Origin of the sequence: Allobosea spartocytisi (genome assembly GCF_014764685.1) — a bacterium.
Taxonomy (GTDB): domain Bacteria; phylum Pseudomonadota; class Alphaproteobacteria; order Rhizobiales; family Beijerinckiaceae; genus Allobosea; species Allobosea spartocytisi.
On the sequence record NZ_JACXWY010000004.1, the window covers coordinates 85,661 to 103,051 of the forward strand.

General features: G+C 67.4%; 18 protein-coding genes. 8 read left to right on the forward strand and 10 right to left on the reverse strand.

Going from position 1 to position 17,391, the window contains the following annotated elements:
* Positions 1-49: 49 nt before the first annotated feature.
* The gene (locus IED13_RS07930; RefSeq protein WP_191123856.1) at positions 50-745 is read left to right on the forward strand and encodes an SDR family oxidoreductase; all 696 of its coding nucleotides are present in this window, start codon (positions 50-52) and stop codon (positions 743-745) included.
* A 13-nt stretch (positions 746-758) separates the two neighbouring features.
* Here IED13_RS07930 and IED13_RS07935 read toward each other — a convergent pair whose 3' ends face one another.
* Complete coding sequence (locus IED13_RS07935) at positions 759-1,376, reverse strand: LysE family translocator (RefSeq protein WP_191123857.1); 618 nt, start codon at positions 1,374-1,376, stop codon at positions 759-761.
* 90 nt (positions 1,377-1,466) lie between these two features.
* On the opposite strand from IED13_RS07935, the gene IED13_RS07940 reads away from it, so the two are divergent.
* Positions 1,467-2,051, forward strand: coding sequence for a GNAT family N-acetyltransferase (locus tag IED13_RS07940; RefSeq protein ID WP_191123858.1), 585 nt, complete (start codon positions 1,467-1,469; stop codon positions 2,049-2,051).
* Positions 2,052-2,072: 21 nt separating this feature from the next.
* Here the strand turns inward: IED13_RS07940 and IED13_RS07945 are convergent, their stop codons facing one another.
* A complete protein-coding gene (locus tag IED13_RS07945; protein WP_191123859.1) occupies positions 2,073-3,062 on the reverse strand; it encodes an alpha/beta hydrolase in 990 nt (329 codons plus the stop codon).
* Positions 3,063-3,392: 330 nt separating this feature from the next.
* Here IED13_RS07945 and IED13_RS07950 point away from each other — a divergent pair, with 330 nt between their 5' ends.
* From IED13_RS07950 to IED13_RS07975, 6 genes are all read left to right on the forward strand, one after another.
* Complete coding sequence (locus tag IED13_RS07950; RefSeq protein WP_191123860.1) at positions 3,393-5,039, forward strand: methyl-accepting chemotaxis protein; 1,647 nt, start codon at positions 3,393-3,395, stop codon at positions 5,037-5,039.
* An 85-nt stretch (positions 5,040-5,124) separates the two neighbouring features.
* Positions 5,125-6,216, forward strand: coding sequence for an ATP-dependent DNA helicase (locus IED13_RS07955; protein WP_133562888.1), 1,092 nt, complete (start codon positions 5,125-5,127; stop codon positions 6,214-6,216).
* Positions 6,217-6,364: 148 nt separating this feature from the next.
* Complete coding sequence (locus tag IED13_RS07960) at positions 6,365-6,541, forward strand: DUF3311 domain-containing protein (RefSeq protein ID WP_081925143.1); 177 nt, start codon at positions 6,365-6,367, stop codon at positions 6,539-6,541.
* Positions 6,538-8,049, forward strand: a complete 1,512-nt coding sequence (gene mctP / locus IED13_RS07965; protein ID WP_112762731.1) for a monocarboxylate uptake permease MctP — start codon at positions 6,538-6,540, stop codon at positions 8,047-8,049. Before IED13_RS07960 ends, mctP begins: the two co-directional genes overlap by 4 nt.
* Positions 8,050-8,238: 189 nt before the next feature.
* Positions 8,239-9,762: a DUF1800 family protein gene (locus IED13_RS07970; protein WP_191123861.1), complete on the forward strand. Its 1,524-nt coding sequence runs from the start codon at positions 8,239-8,241 to the stop codon at positions 9,760-9,762.
* Between the two features lie 5 nt (positions 9,763-9,767).
* Positions 9,768-11,015, forward strand: coding sequence for a DUF1501 domain-containing protein (locus IED13_RS07975; RefSeq protein WP_248312494.1), 1,248 nt, complete (start codon positions 9,768-9,770; stop codon positions 11,013-11,015).
* Positions 11,016-11,064: 49 nt separating this feature from the next.
* Here IED13_RS07975 and leuD read toward each other — a convergent pair whose 3' ends face one another.
* The 8 genes from leuD to IED13_RS08015 all read right to left on the reverse strand — a co-directional run bounded on the left by leuD (position 11,065) and on the right by IED13_RS08015 (position 17,332).
* Positions 11,065-11,667 carry a 3-isopropylmalate dehydratase small subunit gene (gene leuD, locus IED13_RS07980; RefSeq protein ID WP_038359125.1) on the reverse strand — a complete coding sequence of 201 codons (603 nt, stop codon included), beginning with the start codon at positions 11,665-11,667 and terminating at the stop codon, positions 11,065-11,067.
* Positions 11,668-11,702: 35 nt separating this feature from the next.
* On the reverse strand, positions 11,703-12,125 hold the full coding sequence (locus IED13_RS07985; RefSeq protein ID WP_260368402.1) for a metallopeptidase family protein: 423 nt from the start codon (positions 12,123-12,125) through the stop codon (positions 11,703-11,705).
* A 17-nt stretch (positions 12,126-12,142) separates the two neighbouring features.
* Positions 12,143-12,388, reverse strand: a complete 246-nt coding sequence (locus tag IED13_RS07990) for a hypothetical protein (RefSeq protein WP_038359123.1) — start codon at positions 12,386-12,388, stop codon at positions 12,143-12,145.
* A gap of 22 nt (positions 12,389-12,410) precedes the next feature.
* A complete protein-coding gene (gene leuC, locus IED13_RS07995) occupies positions 12,411-13,829 on the reverse strand; it encodes a 3-isopropylmalate dehydratase large subunit (RefSeq protein WP_113252586.1) in 1,419 nt (472 codons plus the stop codon).
* A 108-nt stretch (positions 13,830-13,937) separates the two neighbouring features.
* Positions 13,938-14,117, reverse strand: a complete 180-nt coding sequence (locus tag IED13_RS08000) for a hypothetical protein (protein WP_142021698.1) — start codon at positions 14,115-14,117, stop codon at positions 13,938-13,940.
* Between the two features lie 50 nt (positions 14,118-14,167).
* Complete coding sequence (locus tag IED13_RS08005; RefSeq protein WP_191123862.1) at positions 14,168-15,226, reverse strand: HlyD family secretion protein; 1,059 nt, start codon at positions 15,224-15,226, stop codon at positions 14,168-14,170.
* A gap of 16 nt (positions 15,227-15,242) precedes the next feature.
* The gene (locus IED13_RS08010; RefSeq protein WP_404801884.1) at positions 15,243-16,886 is read right to left on the reverse strand and encodes an efflux MFS transporter permease; all 1,644 of its coding nucleotides are present in this window, start codon (positions 16,884-16,886) and stop codon (positions 15,243-15,245) included.
* A complete protein-coding gene (locus tag IED13_RS08015; RefSeq protein ID WP_191123863.1) occupies positions 16,883-17,332 on the reverse strand; it encodes a MarR family winged helix-turn-helix transcriptional regulator in 450 nt (149 codons plus the stop codon). Before IED13_RS08015 ends, IED13_RS08010 begins: the two co-directional genes overlap by 4 nt.
* Between the last annotated feature and the right edge of the window lie 59 nt (positions 17,333-17,391).

Here is a 17,391-nt window from a genome sequence, read left to right on the forward strand (position 1 = left end):
AATAGGGGCGGCAAAGCCATACCTCCAGTCTCCCTTTCGGAGAACGCACATGCCACAGACCTGGATGATCACCGGTGCCAATCGCGGCATCGGGCTTGCCATCACGACTCAGCTCCTGCGCCGGGGCGACCATGTCATTGCTGCGGCGCGCGATCCGCAGGCGAAGGCGCTGGCGGAACTCGCCTCCGCGCATGCGGGCCAACTCACGCCGCTGGCGCTCGATGTGACGTCCGATGCCAGCGTGGCCGCAGCCAAGCATGCGCTCGCCGGCCGGGCGATCGATGTGCTGCTCAACAATGCCGGCCTTTACGGGCCGCGCGACCGGCAAAGCGGCCTCGATGTCGATTTCGATGCCTGGCGCGAGGTTTTCGAGGTCAATGTCTATGCGCCGGTCAGGGTGGCGCAGGCGTTCCTGTCGAATCTCGAGGCAGGGCAGGGGCGCAAGATCGCGACGATATCGAGCCGCATGGGTTCGATCGGCGCCAACCCCGGCAATGCATTGATCTATCGTTCGTCCAAGGCCGCCGTGAACATGGCGATGGTGGTGTTCGGTAACGCCGTCAGGGCGAAGAACGTCGCCGTGCTGCTGTTCCATCCCGGCTGGGTCCAGACCGACATGGGCGGCGGCGGCGCCGACGTCACGCCGGCCGAGAGCGCCGCCGGCCTGATCCGCACCATCGACGCCTCCGGCATGGCGGAGACCAACAGCTTCCGCGACTACACGGGCGAAACAATCGCCTGGTAAGGGCGTCTGTCGCTCAGTTCGCCCGCGTCGAAGCGAGCCAGAGGCCGCCGCCGATCAGCAGACTGCCGCTGAACTTCGACATCAGCCGGACGCGCCTTTGCGAGAGCAGCTGGCCGGCGCGGCCGGAGAGCAGGGCGTAGGTGCCGTCGCTCAGTGCCGCGAAGGCCAGCGCGGTGGCCCCCATGATGGCGATCTGGGTGGCATGGTCGCGCGTGGGGTCGAGGAATTGCGGAAAGAAGGCGCCGAAGAACAGCAGCGTCTTCGGGTTGCTCAGGGCGACGAGCGCACCTTGCAGGAAGAAGCCGCCACGCGGCGGCTTCGCCGGGACTGTCCCTTCCATGTCGGCACCGGCCGAGCGGAACATCTTCCATCCCAGCCAGATCAGATAGGCGGCGCCGGCCAGACGCAGCCATTCGAACCAATGGCCAAGCGCCGCGGCGACCGAGCTCAGTCCGATGCCGGCGACCACGACCATGATCGCGAGCCCGGCCTGCGTTCCTGCCACATTGAGGAGGCCGGCGCGGGTACCGTGCTTCAGGCTGTTGGCGATGATCAGCGTGACCGTGGGACCGGGAACGATGATGATGACGATGCAGGCGAGGAGATAGGCGGCATAGACTTCGAGCGACATGGCGCGGGCCTCCGATTTTGTCGCTAGTGATCTGCCGATATCGAGTTTCTGTCCAGTCACGCCGTATCGTTGCCGAGCGGGAGTTTTGCGATGAGCCAGGCCAGTTTTGCCGTCTTGCCGCTGACGCCGGAGCGCTGGAGCGATCTGGAGGATCTCTTCGGGCCGCAGGGGCCTTGCTACGGCTGCTGGTGCAATCATTTCCGCATGCCGCAACGCTTGCGCGTGCCGCTGCTCGGGGAAGGCGCGCGCCGGCTGTTCGAGGAACGGGTGAAGCAAGGTCCACCGCCGGGTGTGCTGGCTTACGCCGGGGACAAAGCCGTCGGCTGGCTTCAGATCGGGCCGAGGGCGGATATCCCCGAATGGAACAATCCGCGGCGCGCCTCGACGCCACTGCCGGACGCGCCGGCGGAGGATGAGCGGAACTGGGCCGCCTCGTGCTTCTTCGTCCGCAAGGGATTTCGCGGCAAGGGCGTCACGGGTGCGCTGCTCGACGGTGCGATCGATTTCGCGCGGGCGAGCGGCGCGCGCCTGATTGAAGCCGCGGCGATGGAGAATCAGGCCAAGCGCAGCGCGGAAGGGCTCTATGTCGGGCCGGAAAGCATTTTCCGCCGCGCGGGTTTCGTCGAGGTGGCGCGGCAGAAGCCGGGACGGCCCTTGCTCAGGCTGATGATCTGAGCGCGGCTGGCCGATCGGATATCAGGGCCCGAGACCCTGAAGGAAGGCCGTCAGCCGGTCGAGCGCCTGCCGGCCCTCCGGACGGTCGAGGTCGAACTGGTATTCATGCGGCAGTTTCGGCTCGGTTTCGGGCGGGAAGAACAGCGTGTCGACCTTGACGCCGCGGTCGCGCAACGCCTGGGCCATCATCACCGATTGCGGCGCCAGCGGGTCGCCATTACCGGCCGAGATGAAGCTCGGCGGAAAGGCCTCGGTGACATAGCGCGGAACCGCCGCCTCGGTGATGCGATCGCTGTCGAGAGGGTTCGACGTTCCGAAATAGGCGAAGAGAATCGAGCGCAGGAAACTGCCGAAAGGGCCGGCGAAGTCGAGGGCGGTGGGGTCGAAGGCGCCGCAGAACAGGACGACGCCCTTGAGGAGGGAGGGCTCGACCGCGGGCTGGAGGCCAAGCGTCGCGGCGTAGTCCTTCCCGGTCAGGCCGGCCGCGAGCTGGGCCGCGATATGGGCGCCGGCCGAATCGCCTGCGAGCACCATGGTGCTCGCATCGATGCCCAGTCGGGCGGCTTCGCGCTGCAGGAAGCCGAGTGCCTTGTTCGCCTGTAGCACCGGCGTGGGATAGCGCGCCGCCGGCGCGAGGCTGTAGCCGATGGCTACGGTCGGGTAGCCCTTACCGGCGACGATCCTGAGATAAGGGGCCACGTCCTGCCGGTCCCCGCCGACGAAGCCGCCGCCATGGATCCAGACCAGGACGGGGCGTCCCGGCCGTGCCCCCTCGGGCGGCAGATAGATGTCGAGCCGCTCGTCGGCGGCGTCTCCATAGGCGATGTCGCGCTGCTCCCGGATACCGGCCGGGACATGCTTCGCGAGAGCCGCGCCGGTCTTCGAGGCGCCATAGGCAAAGCCCGCGCGGATCAGCAGCGCCGACGGCCAGGGCGAGAGCACGAAGGCCGCATAGGCGGCAAACGCGACACCGAGACAAAGCAGGAGAATTCGGATCGCGCGCGGCCTCATGGAACGGACGCTAGAGATTCGCCGGAATATTGACCAGAGCGCATGCCGGTCGGATCGCTGCGCGACCGGACCGGATCAGGGGTTCTCCACCCCTATCCGGCGGCTCTGCCGGCCGCGAATGCCGGCGCCGAAGGAAGTCGTCCGCTCAGGGGACATCGACGCCGGATGTGATCTGTTCCCCGGCTAAATATTTGAATTATATATTTTTTCTTCCTGCTCCAATCCACTTTTTCGATCTCCCGTTAACCCGTCATTCGTTCGCATCGGCGAAAGAGAGGGCGTACTACAGGTGGGATGATGAGACGGCGACCGGGACTGACGGCAAAGATCATGATGCTCTTTGCACTGCTGAGCATCGCGGCTGCGCTCGGCCTCGTCAGCGTGCTGGGTGGACTTGACGATGTCCGTCGCATCGACCGGGAGGCCTTTTCCGGCATCACGCTCGCCAGCAGCGCCTCGCTGCTCGCCAGCCGGGTCGCGAACGCCTCTCTGCTCGGCCGCCTCGATGCCGACGCCTCGGCTGCCGAGATCGCTGCGTCGCTGGAGAAGCTCGATGCCGCCATCGAACTCGTGGATGCCGCGCGCGCGCATTTCATCTCGGCGTTGCCGAAGGCCATGATCGAGGCGAATCCGACGCTCAATGCCCGCATCAACACTTTCATCGCCTTCCAGCGTGGCATCGTCGATATCGGCCAGCGCGTTTCCGCCAAGGCGGCCGTGCTGGAGGCCGGCGCCGAGGAGGCGCGCCTCAACGTCAGCCAGATCATCGCCACCACCTCGGCGATGCGCGACGCCTTGGCGGCGACGGCGAGTGAGGCCGGAATCCGCGCCGGCGAGCGGGCGGAGCTGGTGCGATTGCGCACCATCGTCATGGCGCTCCTACTGCCCCTGGCGGGCGGGCTCGCCGCGCTCCTGCTGCTCAGCCGCCATCTGACGCGCCCCTTGCGTGAGCTGATGATCTCGATCCGCGAGACGACGAGTTCCGACAGGGTCATCGCCGTACCGCATTGCGGCCGCTCCGACGAAATCGGAGAGCTCGCCCGCACGGTCCAGCAGCTCAGCGAGGTCCGTGCGACCCTGGTGACGCGAGAGACGGAAGCCGGACAGGCCCGCCAGCACCAGCAACTCCGCAGCCGGGAGCTGGCGCGCATCGCCGACGAGTTCGAGGCCCGGCTCGGCCTGTTGCTCGGCGAGATCGGACGGGCGAGCGAGACGCTGCGCACGACGCTTCAGGATGCCGCCGTGCGGGTCAACCAGGTCTCCAGGAGCTCGGAGATCGCCGCGGCGTCCGTGACCGGCGCCGGCGAGGAAGCGAACCGCACGACGGAAGCCGCCCTGCGGATGGAGTTCGTCATCGGGCAGATCAACGACGAGGTCAGGCGGGTCTCGATGATGGCGAGCGCGGCGAGCCAGGAGGCGAGCGGCACGCAGAAGCTGGTCGCCGAGCTCGCCGAGAAGGCCACGCAGATCCGGGACGTCGTCGGCATCATCGAGGCCGTGGCGCGCCAGACCAACCTGCTTGCGCTCAACGCCACGATCGAGGCCGCGCGCGCCGGCGCACATGGCCGCGGCTTCGCGGTGGTCGCCTCCGAGGTCAAGGCGCTTGCCGGCCAGACCGCCGAGGCGGCATCCCGCATCGTGGGCCGGATCGCGCAGGTCGACGCGGCCTTGTCCCATGCCGCGGGCGCGGTCTCGACCATCGGCAACAGCATCGGCACGGTCGAGCAGACCGGGACCGAGATCGCGACCATGGTCGACTCCCATGCCGAATTGCTCGGCTCGCTCGGCGAGACGGTGGCGCGGATCTCCAGCGTCACCGGCACGGCTGCGATGGCGATGGCGGAGATCGCCGCCGCCAATATGCAAACCGTCAATCAGGCCGATATGGGAGCGCTGAGCGCGCGCAATCTCGACGAGCGCATCACCGCCCTGCAAATGGAGGCCAGCGCCTTCGTCCGGCGCCTGCGCGCCGCCTGAGCCCGGGAACCGACGCCGCCGGGCTTGCCTTCGCGGCGCGACTCGGCCCCTTCTGCGGCATGTCCGTCATGATCGTTTTCAACCGATGAGCTGGTCGCTCCAGCAGGATGCCGCATTGTCGGCGGTGGCGCGCTGGCTGCAGGCCGGTGATCCGCAGGTGTTCCGCCTGTTCGGCTATGCCGGCACGGGCAAGACGACGCTCGCGCGCCACATCGCCGAGGCGGTGGACGGAGACGTCGTCTTCGCCGCCTATACCGGCAAGGCCGCGCTGGTGCTGCGCAACAAGGGCTGCGCCGAGGCGCAGACCATCCATTCGCTGATCTACCGCTCGCGCGGCGTCGACGAGGAGAGCCCGATCTTCGCGCTCAACCGTGACAGTCAGGCCGCCAAGGCCAAGCTCATCGTCATCGACGAATGCTCGATGGTGGACGAGGAGCTGGGCAAGGACCTGCTCTCCTTCGGCACGCCGGTGCTGGTGCTGGGCGATCCGGCGCAGCTGCCGCCGGTGAAGGGCGGGGGCTTCTTCACCGAGCAGGAGCCGGACGTGATGCTGACGGAGGTCCATCGCCAGGCGGCGGACAATCCGATCGTGCGGATGTCGATGATCGTGCGCGAGGGCGGCCGGCTCGACTATGGCGATTATGGTCCCAGCCGCGTCATCCGGCGCGACGAGGTCAATCCCGAGGTCGTCATGGGGGCCGACCAGGTTCTCGTCGGGATGAACAAGACGCGCCGCAACTACAATGCCCGCATCCGCCAGCTCATGGGCCGCACCGAGACCAATCCGGTGGCGGGCGAGAAGCTGGTCTGCCTGCGCAACGACAAGAGCAAGGGCTTGCTCAATGGCGGCTCCTGGATCGTGCAGGAGATCAAGACCTCGAAGAAGGGGCTCGTCACCATGCGCGTGACGCCCGAGGACGATACCGGCGCCAAGGCCGTGAAGGTCTCGGTGCTGCCGAACTTCTTCGACGGTACCGAGGAGGAGATCCCCTGGGAGCTGCGCAAGCACACCGACGAATTCACCTTCGGCTACGCGCTGACGGTGCATAAGTCGCAGGGCTCGCAATGGGACGATGTCGTGCTCTTCGACGAGAGCTTCGCCTTCCGCGAGCACCGGGCGCGCTGGCTCTATACGGGGCTGACGCGTGCGGCCGAGACGATCACTGTAGTGATGTAGGACGCGGCGTTGCGCTACGGCGCGGGGCCGATTTGGTGTTTTCCGTCAAAAGGATGAGAGCCGGGCCCAGCCTGCCCATTTTTGCTGTTGAAGATGATCGCGGACAGGCAGATGCTGCGGATGCGGCCTGAATCTGGGGACCTCCCCCATGAAATATCTACTTCTCCTCATCCCCTGCATCGCCTGCCTCTGGGTGCCGCTCTATAACGGCATCGAGCCGAGACTGGCCGGCATTCCGCTGTTCTACTGGTTCCTGATGCTGATGATCCCGGTCTCGTCGGTGTTCATCTGGCTCGCTTCCAAGGTGGAAGGCAGCGACTCATGATCGACCATCTCAACTGGCCGGCGACGGCCGTCTTCGTCTTCTTCTTCGCGCTTGTCACGGTGATGGGTTTCGTCGCCTCGCGCTGGAAATCCGGCAATCTCGAGGAGTTGCACGAATGGGGGCTGGGCGGGCGGCGCTTCGGCGCCTGGATCACCTGGTTCCTGCTCGGCGGCGATCTCTACACCGCCTATACGGTGATCGCGGTGCCGGCGGTCGTGTATGCCATCGGCGCCTATGGCTTCTTCGCGGTGCCCTACACGATCCTTATCTACCCCTTCGTCTTCCTGACGATGCCGCGGCTGTGGAACGTCGCGCATAAGAAGGGCTACATCACCGGTTCCGACTTCATCTACGGTCGTTACGGCAACAAGGGCCTCGAGCTCGCGGTCGCCTTCACCGGCATCCTCGCGACCATGCCCTATATCGCGTTACAGCTCGTCGGCATGGAGAAGGTGATCCAGGCGCTCGGCTTCCAGGGCGAGGGCATGATGTCCCATTTGCCGCTGACGATCGCCTTCGTCATCCTGGCGCTCTACACCTACAAGAGCGGGCTGCGCGCGCCTGCCATGATCGCCTTCGTCAAGGACATCATGATCTACGTCTTCGTCATCGCGGCGGTGGTGATCGTGCCGGCCAAGCTCGGCGGCTACGGCGCCGTCTTCGATGCGGCTGCGAAGGCCTATGAGGGCAAGCCGAACCAGGGGCTCATCCTCTCGCCCGCCCAGATCGCGCCGTTCATCACATTGGCGATCGGCTCGGCGATGGCGCTGTTCATGTATCCGCATTCGATGACCGGCGTGCTCTCGGCCTCGGGGCCGAAGGCCCTCCGACGCAACGCGATCGCGCTGCCGGCCTATTCGCTGGTGCTGGCGCTGATCGCGCTGATGGGGTTCATGGCCCATGCCGCGGGCATCGAGGTCGCCAATCCGCAGGATGCGGTGCCGCAGCTCTTCCTGAAGATGTTTCCGTCCTGGTTCGCCGGCTTCAGCTTCGCGGCCATCGCCATCGGCGCGCTGGTGCCGGCGGCGGTGATGTCGATCGGCGCGGCCAATACCTTCACCCGCAATATCTGGCGCCCCTTCGTCGAGCCGGAGATGTCGCCGGGCCGCGAGGCGTCGCTGGCCAAGCTGATGTCGCTGATCGTCAAGGTCGGCGCTCTGGCGGTGATCGTGTTCATGCCGACCAAGTTCGCGCTCGACCTGCAGTTGCTCGGCGGCGTCTGGATGATCCAGATCTTCCCGGCCATCGTCTTCGGCCTCTATACGAGCTGGTTCAGCGGCGAGGCGCTGCTGGCGGGCTGGGTCGTCGGCTTCGGGCTGGGCACCTACCTGTCCTGGGGCCCGACGGCCTGGGTGCCGACATCGCTCGTCCTCGGTTATGGCGCCTATAACGGCATCGTCGCCGTCGTGGCGAACACGGTCGTCGCCGCCGTGCTGTCGCTGGTGTTGCGCCGGGCGCGGGGCAAGATCATCACCGGTGACTTCGCGGACGCTCCCCGCTCGGCTTAAACGGTCGGCACGGGGCGCTACGGCTTGATCGGAGCGGGGCCTGGAGCGCTTTCCGGGCTCCAGCGATCGCTCGGCCTGTGGCCGGCCGCTCTCGCATTGCCGAACATTGCCGATTTGTCATGAAACCCTTCGGTTTTTTGCCATAGTCGCCGCCGATGCTGATGCGCATGGTCAGCGGAGGCCGACGGCATGGCGGGACCGGACGATCTGAAGGCGGGGGCCGTCGCCCTCCAGCGTTTCGGCCTCGGAGCGAGGCCGGGGCAGGGCGAGGCGATACGCCGGGAGGCTCGCGATCGATTGCTGGCCGAGATCGCGGCCGGCCCCGTCGCGCAGCCGCAGGGCGTGGCCTTTTCGGGTGCAGCCGAGATCGGGCAGGCGCTCTACGCCTTCGAAGATCAGGAAAGGATCGCCCGGGAGGCCAAGCGCGTCGCCGCGCAGCAGGCGCAGGCTGTATCGCCGGGAGCGCAATCCGCGGGCATGCAGGTTGCCGGAGCGGGGGCGATGTCCGGCCAGATGGAGGTTGCTCAGGCGCCGGCTGAGGTCAAACCATCCGGCCAGAACCAGGCCGCGCAGCCGGCCAAGCCGCCGCCCAACGAACCGGCACTGCCCTTCCGGACCTATCGCGACGAGGTGAAGTCGCGGGTCGATCTCGCGCTTGCGGCCGAGACGGGCTTCGGCGAGCGGCTTGTGATGTTCTGGTCGAACCATTTCTGCATCGGCGCGACCAAGAGCAATATCTGCCGGATCATGGCCGGCGCCTATGAGCGCGAGGCGATCCGCCCGCATGTCTTCGGCCGTTTCGAGGACATGCTGATCGCGGCCGAGAGCCACCCGGCGATGCTCGACTTCCTCGACAACCGCCAGTCGATCGGCCCCAACTCCCCGGCCGGGCGGCGGCAGCGGCGCGGGCTCAACGAGAACCTCGCCCGCGAGATCATGGAACTGCATACGCTCGGCGTCTCCGGCGGCTACAACCAGGCTGACGTCACCAATCTCGCCCGGATCATCACCGGCTGGACGGTGGTGGGGCGCGAGGGCGTGCTCGGCTTTCCCGGTTCCTTCGCCTTCAATGCCGGGCTCCACGAACCCGGTGTCACGCCGCTGCTCGGCCGCTCCTACGACCAGCCGGGCCGGGCGCAGGGCGTCGCGGCGCTGACCGATCTGGCGCGCCATCCCTCGACCGCCCATTTCATCGCGACCAAGCTCGTGCGCCATTTCGTGGCGGATGATCCGCCGCCGAAGCTGGTCGATCTGCTGGCCGCGACCTTCCGCCAGAGCGGCGGCGACCTGCCCAGCGTCTATCGCGCGCTGATCGGCAGCGACGAGGCCTGGAAGGCGCCGGCGACCAAGGTGCGCTCGCCGCAGGAATTCCTGCTGGCCTCCTATCGCGCGACGGGGCTGCAGCCCAATCCCGGACAGATCCTCGGGCCGCTCGGCACGATGGGGCAGCCCTTCTGGCAGCCCTCCGGCCCGAACGGCTATGCCGACACCAACGTCGCCTGGGCCTCGGCCGAGGGCATCAAGACGCGCATCGACGTCGCCGCCGGCTGGGGCCGGCAGACGGCAAACGCGGTGCCGGACCCGCGCAGCCAGGCCGACGACATTCTCGGCCCGATCCTGTCGCCCGAGACGAAGCAGGCAGTGGCGCGCGCCGAAAGCAGGCCGCAGGCGATCGCACTGCTGCTGATGTCGCCCGAATTCCAGCGGAGGTGACGGTGATGGATCATCACGACAATGACGATTGCGAACGGATGACGCCGTCGCGCCGCGCCGTGCTGGGTGCGGCGGGGGCGCTGTTCGCCTGGTCCTTCGTGCCGAAATTCGCCTATGCGGCAGCCGGCGCGCGCGATCCGCGCTTCCTCGTCGTGGTGCTGCGCGGCGCGCTTGACGGGCTCTCGGCCGTGCCGCCGATCGGCGATCCCGGCTATGCCGGCTTGCGCGAGGGCATCGCGCTCGCCAAGGACGGACCGGACGCGGCGCTGCCGCTCGACGGCTTCTTCTATCTCCATCCTGCGATGCCGAATCTCGCGCGGCTTTACAAGCAGGGGCAGGCGGCGATCGTCCATGCGGCCGCGACCGGCTATCGCGAGCGCTCGCATTTCGACGGGCAGGACGTACTGGAAAGCGGCCAGCCCGGACCCGGCCATACGGCGACGGGCTGGCTCAACCGCCTTCTCGCCAGCCTGCCGGCCGGCGAGGGCATCGCGCGAAAGGGCGTGCTCGGTGTCGGCGTGGTGCCGCCGCTGGTGGTGCGCGGCGACGCGCCGGTGCTCGGCTGGGCGCCGCCGCGCATGGCGCGCGCCGGGAGCGACCTGACAATGCGGCTCGCCGATCTCTATGGCCAGCGCGATCCGCATCTGGCCGCGGCGCTGCAGCAGGCGATCGAGACGGAAAGCCTGGCGCAGCGGCGCGGCATGGATGGCAAGATGGGCGGTGGCGGCCCTGATTCCGTGGACGGCATGCGTCGCATCGCCGAGGGCGCGGCCGGACTCGTCGGCGCCGATGACGGGCCGCGCATCGCCGCGCTGGCCTTCGAGGGCTGGGACACGCATGCCAATGAGGGCGGGGCCAAGGGCCGGCTCGCGACTCTTCTCGGCGGGCTCGACGGCGCCTTTGCGACCTTCGAGCAGGGTCTTTCGCCGGTCTGGAAAGACACGGTGGTGATGGTGGTGACGGAGTTCGGCCGCACCGCGGCGGTGAACGGCACCACGGGCACCGATCATGGCACCGGCACGGTCGCTTTCCTCGTCGGCGGAGCGGTCAAGGGCGGGCGCATGATCGCCGACTGGCCGGGGCTGAAGCCCGAGCAGCTCTACCAGAACCGCGATCTCAAGGCGACGACCGACATCCGCGCCGTGGCCAAGGGCGTTGTTGCCGACCTGTTCGGGCTGTCGGGGCCGGTGCTGGCGGAAAAGGTGTTTCCCGGCACGGGCGATTTGGGGCCGATGCGCGGGCTGGTAGTTTAGGTTCTTCCCCTCTCCCGCGAGGGGAGAGGGGGGAGCGTTGCGAGCGGCCTCAGGCCCAGGCGCGCTGCTTCAGCTTCTCTTCATAGGCGTCGATCTTCGGCGCCTTCTCCATGGTCAGGCCGATATCGTCGAGGCCGTTCAGCAGGCAGTGCTTGCGGAACGGGTCGATCTCGAACCTGATCTCGCCGCCGTCGGGGCCCTTGATCGTCTGGTTCTCGAGGTCGATCGTCAGCGTCGCGTTGGAGCCGCGCTCGGCATCGTCGAACAGCGCGTCGAGCTGCTCGGGCGTGACCTTGATCGGCAGGATGCCGTTCTTGAAGCAGTTATTGTAGAAGATGTCGGCGAAGCTGGTGGAGATCACGCAGCGGATGCCGAAGTCGAGCAGGGCCCAGGGCGCGTGCTCGCGCGAGGAGCCGCAGCCGAAATTGTCGCCTGCGACGAGGATTTCCGCCTTGCGATAGGCCGGCTGGTTGAGCACGAAATCGGGGTTCTCCGAGCCGTCATCCTTGTAGCGCATCTCCGAGAACAGCGCGGTGCCGAGGCCGGTACGCTTGATCGTCTTCAGATACTGCTTCGGGATGATCATGTCGGTATCGACATTGACCACCTTCAGCGGGGCCGGCGTCGAGGTCAGGGTGGTGAAGGGCTGCATGGTGCGGTTCCTGTGCTTGTCCTGCGCGCCCGGCCTCAGCCGGCCGCCTGTTCGATGGCTTCCATGTCCTCGTCGGAGAAGCCGAAATGGTGGCCGATCTCATGGATCATGACGTGGCTGACGATCGCGCCGAGGCTCTCGTCGTGCTCGGCCCAGTAGTCAAGGATCGGCCGGCGATAGAGGTGGATGGTGTTGGGCATCTGGCCGGTCTGGGGCCCGAAACCCTGTTGCGGCAGGCCGACGCCGGTGAAGAGGCCGAGCAGGTCGAAGGGGCTCTCCGCCTCCAGCTCCTTCAGCACGTCGTCCTCCGGGAACTCGGTGACGTTGAAGACGACGTCGGCGCAGAGCGCGCGGAACTCCTCCGGCAGGCGGTCGAACGCGGCCTGGGCCAGGTCGTCGAACGCCTCCAGCGACGGGGCTTTCGCTCCGTCCCAGTCGATCCGCGCTGTCTTCGCCACGGCGGCATCCATCTCCGTCACCAGAACTTCAGTTGATGGCCGAGCCACCAGGCCAGCACGATCACGCCGAGGAGCGAGAGCGCACGGCCGATGCGCCGGCCCCAGAGCTCGATCCTGTCGCCCTCCGGCGCGTCGGTGCCGGAGAAATGATCGGCTGCCCTGCCCATCGAGGAACCGAGCAAGGTCTCGCTGTCGCGCTTCACGCGCTCCAGCGCGGCCTTGGCCTCGGCCTCGCGGGCGGCTTCGCGGGGATCGTTCGACATGGCGCTCTCCCCGCTGGACCGTTCAGCCGAGCGTGCGGACGTCGACGAAGCGGCCGGTCAAGGCCGCCGCCGCCGCCATCGCCGGCGAGACGAGGTGGGTGCGGCCGCGATAGCCCTGACGACCCTCGAAATTGCGGTTCGAGGTCGAGGCTGCCCGCTGGCCGGGCTTGAGCTGGTCGGGGTTCATGCCGAGGCACATCGAGCAGCCGGGCTCGCGCCATTCGAAGCCGGCGGCGATGAAGATCTTGTCGAGACCCTCGGCCTCGGCCTGCTCCTTCACCAGGCCGGAGCCGGGGACGATCATGCCGTAGTCGAGGCTCTCATGGATCTTCTTGCCCTCGACGATCTTCGCGACGGTGCGCAGATCCTCGATGCGGCCATTGGTGCAGGAGCCGATCCAGATCACGTCGAGCGGGATGTCGGTGATCTTGGTGCCGGCGGTCAGGCCCATATACTCCAGCGCACGCTTCTTCGAGGCGCGCTTGACCTCGTCCTGGATCAGCTCGGGGTCGGGAACCGCGCCGGTGACGGAGATCACGTCCTCGGGGCTCGTGCCCCAGGACACGATTGGCGGCAGGTTGCCGGCGTCGAGCCGGACCACGCGGTCGAAATGCGCGCCCTCGTCGGTCTGCAGCGTCTCCCAATAGCGGACGGCGGCGTCCCATGCCGCGCCCTGCGGCGCCTTCGGGCGGCCCTTCAGATAGGCGAAGGCCTTCTCGTCCGGGGCGACCATGCCGGCGCGGGCACCGCCCTCGATCGACATGTTGCAGAGCGTCATGCGGCCTTCCATCGTCAGGCCGCGGATGGCTTCGCCGGCATATTCGATCACCGAGCCGGTGCCGCCGGCGGTGCCGATCTCGCCGATGATGGCCAGCGTGATGTCCTTGGCGCCGACGCCGGGCGCGGGCGTGCCGTCCACCTGGACGAGCATGTTCATCGCCTTCTTCTGGATCAGCGTCTGCGTGGCGAGGACGTGCTCGACCTCCGAGGTGCCGATGCCATGCGCCAGCGCGCCGAAGGCACCGTGCGTCGAGGTGTGCGAGTCGCCGCAGACGATCGTGGTGCCGGGCAGGGTGAAGCCCTGCTCGGGACCGACGATGTGGACGATGCCCTGGCGCTTGTCGAGCTCGTTGAAATACTCGACGCCGAATTCCTTGGCATTCTTCGCCAGAGCCTCGACCTGGATGCGGCTTTCCTCTTCGGCGATGCCCTTGGAACGGTCGGTCGTCGGGATGTTGTGGTCGACGACGGCGAGCGTCTTCTCGGGCGCACGCACCTTGCGGCCGGTCATGCGCAGGCCCTCGAAGGCCTGCGGGCTCGTCACCTCATGGACGAGGTGGCGGTCGATATAGAGCAGGCAGGTGCCGTCATCCTGCCGGTCGACGACGTGGTCGTCGAAGATCTTGTCGTAAAGCGTGCGGGGAGCTGAGGTCGCAGTCATGGCTTGATCTCGGTCTGTTCAAATCTGATCTGGAAACGAGAAAGCCGGCGTTGAAGGCCGGCTTGCAAAAACGCTACGCCTGTCGCCGGCCGCGCGATGCGGCCGGTCTCAGGCGCCGGTAAGGCCTGCGGCGATGGAGGCTGTGAAGCGGCCGAAGAAGCGCCAGGGCAGGCGGGCATGATCATGCAGCGCGGCGAAGTCCTGCGTCGTCGGCAGGGGCGGCAGATGGCCCTCTCCCTGCACGGCGCAGAAGCGCTGGAACTGATGCACACACGGCGACATGGCCACTGTGTAGCAGTTCCAAGGAAGCGGGACAATCGATGCCGCTCGCGGAGCCGTCATTTGCCGGACGCGGGGCTTGGCGCCGCGGTGTCGACGCTGACGACCACCGACATGCCGGGCGTCAGCCGTTCCGCCAGAGGCTGGCCCGGGTCGATGGCGATGCGCACCGGGACGCGCTGGGCGATCTTGATGAAGTTGCCGGTGGCGTTGTCAGGGCGGATCACGCTGAACTCGGAACCGGCGGCCGGCGAGAAGCGCTCGATATGGCCGCTGAGCTTCGCATGGCGGAGTGCATCGACGGTGAAGCTCACCGGCTGGCCCACACGCATGCCGGCGAGCTGCGTCTCCTTGAAATTGGCGATGACCCAGACCTGGGCGGGCACGAGCGCCATGAGCTGGGTGCCGGCCGAGACATATTGCCCGAGCCGGGCGGAAACCTCGCCGAGGCGTCCATCCTGCGGGGCGAGGATACGGGTATTGATCAGGTCGATCTCGGCAAGGTGGACGGCGGCTTCGGCCCCCTCGACCGCCGCGATGAGCGACTGGCGGTTGACGATCGCGGTCTGGATATCCTGCCGCGCGACTTCGGCGGCGGCGTTGTTGGCGGTGAGGGAGGCGCGCGCCTGGTCGAGCGCCTGCTGGCTCTGGTCGGTGCTGGTCTGGTTGACGACGCCGCGCTCGCGCAACGGCTCGATCCGGCCCCAATTCGCCTCGGCGGTACGCAAGGCCGCTTCGGCACTGGCGACATTCGCCACTGCGGCGCGCAGCCGGGCTTCGGCTGTGGCGCGGGCCTGATCGGAATTGGCGAGGCCGGCACGCTGGGCGGCGAGGCCGGCACGGGCCTGTTCCAGCTTCTGCGCAAAGATCCGGTCGTCGATGCGCAGCAGCAGGTCGCCCTGTTTCACCGTGGCGAAATCCTGCACCGGCACTTCCGCGACATAGCCGGCGAGCTGCGGCGCGATCACCGTGACCTGGCCGCGCACATAGGCGTTCTCGGTGGTCTCGATGGCGCTCGCGAAGGGTGGCAGCCGCCAAGCGTAGAGGACGAGAACGACGCCGGCGAGGCCGATCGCCAGCGCGATATAGGTCGAAAGGGAGCGGAACAGGCGGGTCATGGTCGCAAGCGGAAGGTCAGGTTGTCGCGGAGGCGGCCGGCGCGGCCGAGCGTGCCTTCCATTGCAGGAAGGCGAGATGGGTGAGAAGGCCGGCCAGGGCGAGGCCGGCGATCAGCGAGATCAGCAGGAAGGCGTCGTTATAGGCCAGCACCGTCGCCTCCCGCGTCGCCTGCTGGGCCAGCAGCGACACGCCTTCCGCCCGCGTCAGCGTCGGGTCGGTCAGCACATGACCATAGGCGCCGCCGAGCTGGCTGACGCGCTGCGCGACCAACGGGTCGGACAGGGTGAAATGCTCGGTCAGGACGTTGTAATGGAAAGTCGTTCTCAGCGTGATGAAGGTGCCGAAGATCGCCGAGCCGAACAGGCCGCCGATGCTCTGCGTGAACAGGAAGACGGTGAAGAAGCTCAGGATGTAGATCGGCCCGCGCACGATCGCCGCGCCGAGCCCCTGAGCCATCGCGGCTGGCAGGAAGAGCGCCGAGCCATAGGCGACGAGCGACTGGCTGAGCCAGATGTCGTCCGGCCGGGTCAGGCTGGTGGCGCCGCTGTCGAGCCAGGCGCCAAGCGTGACGCAGGCGAGCGCGGCCCCGTAGAACCCGTTCTCGCGGCCGGGGCGCAGCAGCGCGGCGCAGGTCAGGCCGCCGGCGATGATCGCGGCGAGGATGATCGCGTAGAGCGGTACGGTCTGCTCGTTCTGGATGCCGAGCGCCTGGAAGAAATTCGAGGCGCCGACGGTCTGCTCCGCCAGGACGAGGCGCAGCAGCAGCAGCGTGCCGGCGAAATGCAGCGTGGTCGGGCTGGTCAGCCAGCGAATGTCGACGAGCGGGCTTTCGCGGTGCAATTCGATGATCGCGGCCAGCATCAAGCAGACCATGGCGACGGCAAGGAGCCAGCCGAGCCAGGGCGCCTCGAGCCACCAGTAGAGGCGGCCCAGGCTGAGCGCGACGGCGATGCTGCCGAAGCCGATGGCGATCAGCAGATAGCTGACGATGTCGAAGGGGCCGATCCATTTGATGCGCGGCGGCGTCGCCAGCGGCAGCGCGTAGACGAAGCCGAAAGCCAATAGGGCCAGCCCCATCTCGATCATGGTGAGGCTGTGGAAGCCGCCGAGATCGAGCAGATAGGGCGAGATCAGCCGCGTCACGGGGATGCCGAGCGTGGTGTTGGTCAGTGCCAGCGACAGGCCGACGGTCAGCTTCCGCTGCGGCGGCATCGGCTCGATCATGTAGAAGAAGGCGAGCGAGGACATCGGCGCCGCCGCCATGCCGCTCATGAAGCGCACGGCGACGGCCGATTGCAGATCCTGGACGAAGAAGAAATTCAGGGCGGCGGCCAGCACGAAGCCGGCGATGCTGATCTCCGCAAAATTGCGCAAGCCATACTGCATGCGGATCTTGATCAGCGCGATCGAGAGCGAGACGTTGGGCGCCATATAGGCGGCGACCAGCCAGTTGGTCTCGGCGACGGTGGCGCCGAGCTCGCCCTGGATCTGGTAGATGTTGGTGTTGACGATGTTCTGGCCGATCTGCTGCGTCATCGCCAATGTGACCGAAGCGAGCATGTAGGCGAGCGCGCGCGGCACCGGCATGGTGAACCAGCCCTGCGTCGGGGCAGGGGGCGTCGCAGCGGCTGGCGCGGAAGCGGGCTCTGCCGTGCTCATGGGGCGGCGCTCCGCCCGGCGGCGATGTTGCGGGACGTCCGGCGCAGGACATCGAGTGCCATTTCCAGCTCCCGCGGCGCGATGCCCTGCAGGATATCAGCACGCAGGGCGGCGAGGAAATTCAGGATGTCCTCGGCCTGAGCGCGCGCCATGGGCGTGAGGAACACGCGGCGGGCGCGGCGATCCCCTTCGACGGCGCGGCGCTCGATCATGCCGTTGCGCTCGAGCCCGTCGAGCAGGCGCACCAATGTCGGCTGCTCGATGTCGAGGAGGCCCGCCAGATCGGACTGGATCGGCCCGTCCTCACGGGCGAGCTCCATCAGCAACCGGGCGCGAGACCAGGTCAGCCCCATCTTGCGGGCGCGCTCGTCGACGAGAGTGCGCAGCTTGCGGTTGACGGCCGCGAGCTCGGCGGTGAAGGCGGCCTGGAGCTGTGTCTGATCCATAGGATGAATATCGATAGCAAGCTAATGATTGGCATGCTTATAGGAGCGTTATACGCATA